An 8938-nucleotide genomic window follows, 5' to 3' on the forward strand; every position below is an offset into this window, starting at 1 on the left:
TGCCCGAGCAGACAGTGCACCTCGCCGGCCCTGACCTCAAGGTCCACACCGTCCAGCGCGCGTACGCCGGGGAACTGCTTGACGATCCCCCTCATTTGAAGCAGAGATGACGAGTCGGATGATGACCGCGGCACAAGAGCCTCCCTGGAGTAGGTGCGGCCGTAGCCCCGCCCGCCTGACGGCGCCGGCTGGCACCGCCGCGACTGGCACCGAGGTCGGCGTCAACGATGCCGGTGCGGCTTCCGGACTGCCGATCAGGCGGGCGGGACGTTCTGGGTGGGAAAAAGGGCATAGTGGTTCCCGTCCGCCTGACCACGTGCGCCATGGCCGCGGCACCGGGATGGGCGGGGGTGTGCCGAGGCGTGCGGAACGGGACGGTCAGGCGGACGGGACGTCTGGATTGGATTGACGAAAGGTCGGGACCGCGTGTCGGGACGCGCGGGTCAGGGTGAGTGGGGCAATCGGGCCATCGGGGTTCCTTCGATCACTCCGATGGCCGGGGCTGTTCGGATCGCGATGGTTGTGGGGTCGGACAGCGCCCGTTCGACGACGACTCCTGCCGCGCCGCGCGAGGCGGCGCCGAAACCGAGATCGGAGGCGGCGAACCGGCAGCGTTCGACGGCTTCGCTCATGCCCAGGCGCGACAGCTCCTGCCGCGCCGCGGGGATGATCCGGTCGGCGAGCCTCGCGAAATACCCGCCCAGCACGATCACCCGCGGATTGAAGAGGTTGACCAGCATGGCGGCTCCGGTTCCGAGCCACCGGCCCACCTCCTCGGCGGCGGCGTCGACACGAGGGTCTCCCTCTGCACGTCGCTGCTCGATCTCGGCCAGCCGCTCCTCGGGGTCGCGGACGACCTGAGGGCCTGTGCCGTACGCTCGGTCGGGTGTGGCCATGCGGACCAGCGCGGCCAGTCCGACCTTGGTCTCCCAGCAGCCGGTACGGCCGCAGCGGCACCGCTCGCCGGACGGATCGACCATGACATGGCCGACCTCGCCGGCGAATCCGTCCGCTCCGCCCAGCAACCGGCCACCCGCGATGACGCCGCCGCCGACGCCCACCTCGCCGGTGAGGTAGACCAGGTCGGAGGTGCCCGCCGCGACGCCCGAGGTGTACTCGGCCAGTGCGGCGAGGTTGGCGTCGTTGTTCACCGTGACGGGGATGTCCCCGCGGATGTCGGCCTGGGACAGCCGCTCGGCCACCGCCACCCCATGCCAGCCGAGGTTGGGGGCGACGACCACGGTGCCGGTGGTGGTGTCGATCAGGCCGGGGATCGCCACCGTGATCCCGGCCAGAGCGATCCCGAGCCGGTCGAGATCGGCGATGGTCTTCTCTATCACGCGGACCAGTTCGTCGAGTGAGCGTTCCGGGCCGGACCCCATGGCGTCGAAGCCGATGCGCCGGTCGATCAGCACTCTGCCGGCCAGGTCGGAGGCGATCGCGGCGATGTAGTCGACGTTGACTTCGACGCCCAGGGCGCCGACCCGCGAGCCGTCCAGGACGAGCGCGACACTCGGGCGGCCGACGGAGCCCGCGTGCTGCGGTCCCGTCTCCTTGACCAGCCCACGTGCCTGCAACTCGCTCACCAGGCTGGTGACGGTGGTCTTGTTCAACCCGGTCGCGACGGCGACGGCCGACCGGGAGCACGGGCCGTACGTACTCACGTGACGCAGCACCAGAGCGAGGTTGGAACGGCGCACGGTGGCCTGGTCCGCGGGAACTCCCGCGGACCTGCCGCGACTCATCGAGTCGGTCCTGTGGCCGTCGGCCCTGCTGTGCTCCACGCCGCTCCTCAATTAGTTCGCATGGCTGGCCGAATTAAAGACAGCGAGTTCCAGGCAACACAAGAGTGAAACCGGTTGCAAGTTCCGTAACGTTCCGGTAACCGTGTCCGGAATGGGGTGTGAAGTGCATGAATGTGAGCGATGCCAACTCGTTACGCATTTCGGGGGTGCGCAGCCGGACATCCTCGTGTTACAACCCTCATTAATTGATCTCGGAGACAAACAAAAGGTAGGTGGCACGGGTGACGAAGGAGCCGCACCTCACCCGCGCCCCAGGCGGCGCGGCTCCGCCGGCGGGTCCGGCGGTGCTCCGCAGGGCGAACCTCTCACTGGTGCTTCGCGAGCTGCGCGAGCACAGGTCCCTGTCCCGCGCCGACATCGCGGAGGCGACCGGACTGCACCGGGCCACCGTCTCCAACCTCATGGCCGAGCTCCTGGAACGCCGGCTCGTGCGGGAGGTCGGCGTCGAGCACGTGGGTGCGATCGGACGTCCGAGACGCGCGGTCGCGCTGCACGGCGCGCACGTCGGAGCCCTCGGCATGGAGATCAACGTCGACTACATCGCGGTCCACGGCACCGATCTCAGCGGCCGGGTCCTGGTCGAGCGCCGGGTGGTCTACGACACGATGGGCAACGGCCCGGACAGCGCCGTGCGCCGGCTCGGGCTCGTCGCCAAGGAGGCCGTGGAGGCGATGCGGCGGGCCGGCGCGGCCCCCGCGGGCATCGCGGTGGCCGTCCCCGGACTGGTGGACGTGACACGCGGTGTCGTGACGCTCGCGCCGAACCTCTACTGGCACAACCTGCCCCTGGCCGACCAGCTGAGCTCGATACTCGGCTCGCTGCACGTGCCGGTGCGGGTGGACAACGACGCCAACCTCGCCGCCCTGGCCGAGTACACCTCGGGCATCGCCGCCGGCACACCCGACCTGGTCTACCTCACTGGCGAGGTCGGCGTCGGCGGCGGCATCATCTCGGGCGGCAAGCTCCTGCGAGGAGCTGACGGCTTCTCCGGGGAGGTCGGGCATCTACGGGTCGACCCGAACGGCGACGAGTGCGGCTGCGGCCGCATCGGCTGCTGGGAGACCAAGGTCGGCCTGGCCGCGCTCGTACGTGCGGCCATGCCCGAGCAGGCGTACGGGCTGCCCGGCATGCCCGTGCCCGACCCCGGTGAACGGGTGGCCGACATCGCCAGGGGCCTGGCCTCCGGCGACCGTCGGATGATGATGGCGGTGGCACAGGTCGGCGAATGGCTCGGGCTCGGCGGCTCGATCCTGGCCAACCTGTTCAACCCGCGAGTGATCGTCATCGGAGGCTACTTCGCCTCACTGGCCCAGTGGCTGCTGCCGCACGCGCAGGATCAGCTACAGCGGCTCGTGGTGGCAGCCCCCGCCGCCCAGTGCCGGTTCGTCGCCTCCACGCTCGGTTTCGGCGCCGCGTCCCGCGGCGCCGCGAGCATGGTGGTCAACCACATCATCGACGATCCGGCGGCGCTCATGGATCCACTACCCGGGCCGGCAGCCTACTGACGGCCCCCCACAGACCTGGAGACGGCACCCTCCAGCACCCGCAATATCCACTACGACCAAGTGGCAACAAGCGCGGCGGCGCGCGCCTTGCCTGACGTCCCCCCGGTCAGGAAAGGGTTTTCCATGTCTCCACGTCAAAGAACGTGGGCCAGGCCGCACAATGCGGCCCTGCCAGAAAAGGGACGGCGTCCGAGACGTCGAACCGCGGCGACGATGGCTCTGGCCCTCGTCGCTCCCGTCCTCACGCTCTTCTCGGCGCCCGTAAGCGCCGAGGCCGCCACGACTACCGCGGCGGCGGCGCCGGACTTCAAGGTCCTCGTCTTCTCGAAGACCACCGGCTTCCGGCACGACTCGATCCCCGATGGCATCGCGGCCGTGCAGAAGCTCGGCCAGGACAACAACTTCGCGGTGGACACCACCGAGGACAGCGCCCAGTTCACGGACGCGAACCTGGCGCAGTACCAGGCCGTGGTCTTCATGTCCACGACCGGCGACCCGCTGGGCACGCAGGACCAGAAGGACGCCTTCCAGCGTTACATCGAGAAGGGCGGCGGCTTCGTGGGTGTCCACGCCGCCGCCGACAGCGGATACAACTGGGCCTGGTACGGCAAGCTGGTCGGGGCCTACTTCAAGCAGCACCCGGCGATCCAGCAGGCCACAGTCAAGGTCGAGGACCCGGCGCACCCGTCCACCAAGGACCTGTCGACCACCTGGAGCCGTACCGACGAGTGGTACGACTACCAGACCAACCCGCGTGGCACGGTCCACGTCCTGACGTCGCTGGACGAGAAGTCCTACTCCGGCGGCACGATGGGCGCCGACCACCCGAACACCTGGTGTCAGGACTACGACGGCGGCCGCTCGTGGTACACCGGGCTGGGCCACCAGAAGGAGAACTACACCGAGGCCAACTTCCTGAAGCTGCTCCTGGGCGGTATCAAGACCGCCGCGGGTGCGGAGAAGGCCGACTGCTCTGCCTCGCAGAGCAGCAGCTACGAGAAGGTGGCGCTCGACACCGAGACGTCCAACCCGATGATGCTGAACATCGCCAAGGACGGCCGGGTCTTCTACATCGACCGGCTGGGCGACGTCAAGATCATCAAGCCCAGTGGTGGCTCGGTCCTGGCCGCGCACATGAACGTGTTCACCGCCAACGAGAGCGGTCTGCTCGGCATGGCGCTGGACCCGGCCTTCGACACCAATCACTGGATCTACCTCTACTACTCGCCCAACGGCTCGGAGAACGTCGACCGGCTGAGCCGGTTCACGGTCACCGGTGACAGCCTGGACCTGGCGAGCGAGAAGAAGCTGCTGGACGTCCCGGTGCAGCGCGCCGAGTGCTGCCACCACGGCGGCGGCATGGTGATGGACCCCAAGACCGGCAACCTGTGGCTCGGTACGGGTGACAACACCAACCCCTTCGCCTCCGACGGCTACGCGCCGATCGACGAGCAGTCGGGCCGGGCCAACTGGGACTCCCAGCGCACCGCGGCCAACACCAACAGCCTGAGCGGCAAGCTGCTGCGCATCCACCCCGAGGCTGACGGCACCTACACCGTCCCCTCGGGCAACCTGTTCGCCCCGGGCACGGCGAAGACCAAGCCGGAGATCTACGGCATGGGCTTCCGCAACCCGTTCCGGGTCGGCCTCGACCCCAAGACGGGCAACATCATGCTCGGCGAGTACGGCCCCGACGCCAACTCCGCCAGCGCCACCCGTGGCCCGCAGAACACGGTCGAGTGGAACCTCATCTCCAAGCCGGGCAACTTCGGCTGGCCGTACTGCATCGGCAACAACACCCCGTACATCGACTACAACTTCGCGACCAAGCAGTCGGGATCGGCGTTCAACTGCTCGGCGCCGGTCAACGACTCGCCGAACAACACCGGCCTGACCAACCTGCCGCCGGTGACCCCGGCGACGGTCTGGTACCACTACGCCGCCGACGCGAACAACTTCCCCGAGATCAGCGGCGGCGCGCCGATGGGCGGCCCGGTCTACCGCTACGACCCGAACGTCCAGTCGACCATCAAGTGGCCGGCGTACTGGGACGGCAAGGCCATCTTCGGTGAGTGGAACAACAACGCGCTGTGGTCGTTCCAGCTGAACGAGGACGGCTCCAAGCTCGTCGAGATGAACAAGATCATGACGACGCTGAAGTTCCTCAAGCCGATGGACATGAAGTTCGGTCCCGACGGCGCTCTGTACCTGATCGAGTGGGGTTCGGGCTTCGGCGGCGACAACGCCGACTCGGGCGTCTACCGCATCGAGTACACCAAGGGCGTCCGCCCGCCGATCGCCAGCGCCACGGCCGACAAGACCGACGGCCCGCTGCCGCTGACCGTGCAGTTCTCCAGCGAGGGCTCGCGCGACCCCGAGGGCCAGGCGATCACCTACGCGTGGGACTTCGACGGTGACGGCAAGACCGACTCCACCGAGGCCAACCCCTCCTTCACCTACACCACGGCCGGCGAGTACAGCGCTGTCCTGACCGTCACCAGCGCCGACGGCAAGACCGCCACCTCCAGCGTCACGATCGAGGCGGGCAACAGCAAGCCCGTCGTCAAGGTCGAAGTGCCGCCGAACGGAGCGTTCTTCGAGTTCGGCGACCAGGTGAAGTTCAAGGTCACCGTCACCGACGCCGAGGACGGCACGATCGACTGTGACAAGGTGCAGATCCAGTCGATCCTGGGTCACGACACCCACGGTCACCCGCTCGACCAGACCAAGGGCTGCGAAGCCACGGTGCAGACCGCCATGTCGGGCCACGGTGAGTACGACAACCTGTTCTACGTGATCGAGGCCAGCTACACCGACCAGGGCGCCGGTGGGGCCAAGCCGCTGACCGGCCGTGGCCAGGTCATCCTGCAGCCCAAGCGCAAGCAGGCCGAGCACTTCTCCCAGACCGGCCGGGTGACCGGCGGTGTCGGCACGGACGCCGCCGGCGTCCAGGTCGAGGACACCACCGACTCCGCGGGTGGCGCGAAGGACATCGGTTTCATCCAGGACGGCGACTACTGGTCGTTCGACCCGGTGAACCTGACCAACATCAGCGCGATCCGGCTGCGGGCCTCTTCGGCCGGCGCGGGCGGCACCGTGCAGATCCGCGTCGGCAACCCCGACGACGGCACGCTGATCGGCTCGGCGGACATCACTCCCACGGGCGACTGGCAGACGTTCAAGGACGTCACGGTCAACCTGAACAATGCTCCGACGACCAGCGGCCCGATCTTCTTCGTGGTGCGCAAGCCGGCCAGCGCGGCCAACGACGCCAACCTGGCCAACTTCAACTGGGTCGACTTCGTCGGCAAGGGCGCCACGGAGAACCAGCGCCCGACGGTGACCGCGTCGGCGACCCCGACCACGGGCACCGCTCCGCTGAAGGTCGACTTCACCTCGACGGGCACCGACCCCGAGGGTGACACGGTCACCTACAAGTGGGACTTCGGGGTGAACGGCGCGCCGCAGCCGACGACGGCCAACGCGAGCTACACCTACACCGCCCCGGGTAACTACACCGCGACGGTGACGGTGACCGACGCCAAGGGCGCGGCCTCGACCCAGCAGATCGCGATCAAGGTGAACACGCCGGCCACGGTGTGCTTCAGCGGCCGCTCGGACGACTTCCTGGGCAACCAGCTCGACCGGGACCGCTGGTCGGTGATCCGGGAGAACCAGGACCTGAGGGTCGCCGACGGCAGCCTCATCATCCCGACCTCGGCCACCGACATCTACCAGACGACCAACAACACGCCGAACATCGTCGTGCAGCCGGCGCCGTCGGGCGCCTGGACGGCCACGGCCAAGCTGACGCTGAAGGCGACCGACGCCTACCAGCAGGCAGGTCTGGTCCTGTACGGCGACGACGACAACTACGCCAAGATCGTGCTGGAGGGGCGCTCGACCTCGGGCTCTGACCACTCCAGCCGCATCTTCCAGTTCATCCGCGAGGACAAGGGCGCTCCCAACGAGGTGACGGCGAGCAACTCGGCCAACCTCGGGGACACCTACCCCGACACGGTGTACGTGCGCTTCATCAGCGACGGCACCAACATCACCGCTCACTACTCGGCTGACGGCACCAACTTCACCGCCATGTCGGAGACCAAGCCGCTCGCCGGGATCACCAACCCGAAGATCGGCCTGATCTCGCTGGCCGGCGCCAACCACCCGGTGGTGGACGCGGCGTTCGACTGGTTCCAGATCACGCCGGACGACAAGGCCACCGCGCCGACGCCGGACGACCAGTTCGACGGCACCACGCTCGACAACTGCCGCTGGGACTCGATCGTGCGTCCCGACGCGACGGCTGCCCGCGTGACCGGCGGCAACCTGGAGCTCGACACCACGACGGGTGACATCTACGGGACGACCAACAGCGGCCCGAAGAACTTCATCCTGCAGAAGGCGCCGAGCGGCGACTGGACGCTGGAGACCAAGGTCGACGGCTCTGCCCTCAACGAGCAGTACCAGCAGGGTGGCCTGATGGTGTACGGCGACGACGACAACTACGTGAAGTTCGACTTCCTCACCACCAACGCCGCAGGGTCGACGGTGGCGCGGACGATCGAGCTGCGCAGCGAGGTCGGCGGAACCGTGCAGAACCCGCAGCCGCAGGTGAACAACCTCTCCGCCGGCCCGTGGTGGCTGCGCCTGAAGAAGGAGGGAGACAGCTTCACCGGCTCCTACTCCTCCGACGGCACCACCTGGACCGACCTGGCCACCAACGGCACGGTCGCGGTGGTGAAGAACAGCGCCGTGGCGAACGCGTCGAAGGTCGGCGTCTACACCATCGGCACCGCTCAGAGCGCGTCCAAGACGGTCAAGTTCGACTACTTCAAGCTGAACAAGCCGTCGTCCCCGGCGGAGGTCAAGATGACCGTCACCGCCTCCTCCCGTTGCATCGGCACCTCGGCGTACGTTGCGGTCACGGCCGTCAACGACTCCGACGTTCCGGCGACGGTGGAGCTGAACACCCCGTTCGGTTCCAAGACGGTGGCCGACGTGGCTCCGGGCAAGCAGGCCTACCAGTCCTTCAACACCCGCGCCGGGCACATCGACGCCGGCACGGTCACTGTGAAGGCGACCGCCACGATCGGCGGCAAGCAGGTCACCTCGTCCTACGACGCCAACTACACCGCGGCCAGCTGCAGCTGAGCCGCGTTCACGGCGGCCGGCTCTCGCCGGCCGCACCACCACCGGCGGTGACCGCGGTCACCACGACGAGGACACCGCCGTAGCACAACCCGGGGCCGGCCGGCCGACCAGCCGGCCGGCCCCGCCCCCCATAGATGGAGCGATTCGCATGAAAATCACCAGGACCACCCAGATACTCGCCGCGTCGGTGCTCGGCCTGGCCCTCGCCGGCGCGGCCACCCCCGCCATGGCCGACGACGACCCCGCCACCGGCGGCGTGGACGTGTCGGTGAACATCCAGCCCACCACCACCCCCGGCCAGCTGTCGATGACCGTGGCCGACAACAACGGGGTGTCCCTGCAGGAGAACGGCTCCGACGCCGCCGCCCGCCAGTTCACCGGCACCCTGCCCACCGTCACCGTCACCGACACCCGCACCCCCGAGGAGATCCCCGCCGGCGAGTACTGGGCCGTCGTCGGCCAGGCCAGCCA

4 protein-coding genes are annotated in these 8938 nt (G+C 68.4%); 3 read left to right on the forward strand and 1 reads right to left on the reverse strand.

The features are described from left to right. Positions 1-443: 443 nt before the first annotated feature. Positions 444-1784: an ROK family transcriptional regulator gene (locus BXA11_RS40725; RefSeq protein ID WP_239105342.1), complete on the reverse strand. Its 1341-nt coding sequence runs from the start codon at positions 1782-1784 to the stop codon at positions 444-446. A gap of 242 nt (positions 1785-2026) precedes the next feature. On the opposite strand from BXA11_RS40725, the gene BXA11_RS40730 reads away from it, so the two are divergent. The 3 genes from BXA11_RS40730 to BXA11_RS40740 all read left to right on the forward strand — a co-directional run. Further along, positions 2027-3310 carry an ROK family transcriptional regulator gene (locus tag BXA11_RS40730; protein WP_083744956.1) on the forward strand — a complete coding sequence of 428 codons (1284 nt, stop codon included), beginning with the start codon at positions 2027-2029 and terminating at the stop codon, positions 3308-3310. Between the two features lie 213 nt (positions 3311-3523). Beyond that, on the forward strand, positions 3524-8467 hold the full coding sequence (locus BXA11_RS40735) for a ThuA domain-containing protein (RefSeq protein WP_076443291.1): 4944 nt from the start codon (positions 3524-3526) through the stop codon (positions 8465-8467). A gap of 148 nt (positions 8468-8615) precedes the next feature. Next, positions 8616-8938 (forward strand): hypothetical protein (locus BXA11_RS40740; RefSeq protein ID WP_208865604.1); only part of this gene is annotated, 323 nt, incomplete at its 3' end.

Origin of the sequence: Microbispora rosea (assembly GCF_900156315.1) — a bacterium.
Taxonomy (GTDB): Bacteria; Actinomycetota; Actinomycetes; order Streptosporangiales; family Streptosporangiaceae; genus Microbispora; species Microbispora rosea.

Excerpts from the sequence above, each read along its gene's own strand:
- BXA11_RS40735 (WP_076443291.1), top strand. The coding sequence starts at position 3,524 with ATGGCTCTGGCCCTCGTCGCTCCCGTCCTCACGCTCTTCTCGGCGCCC.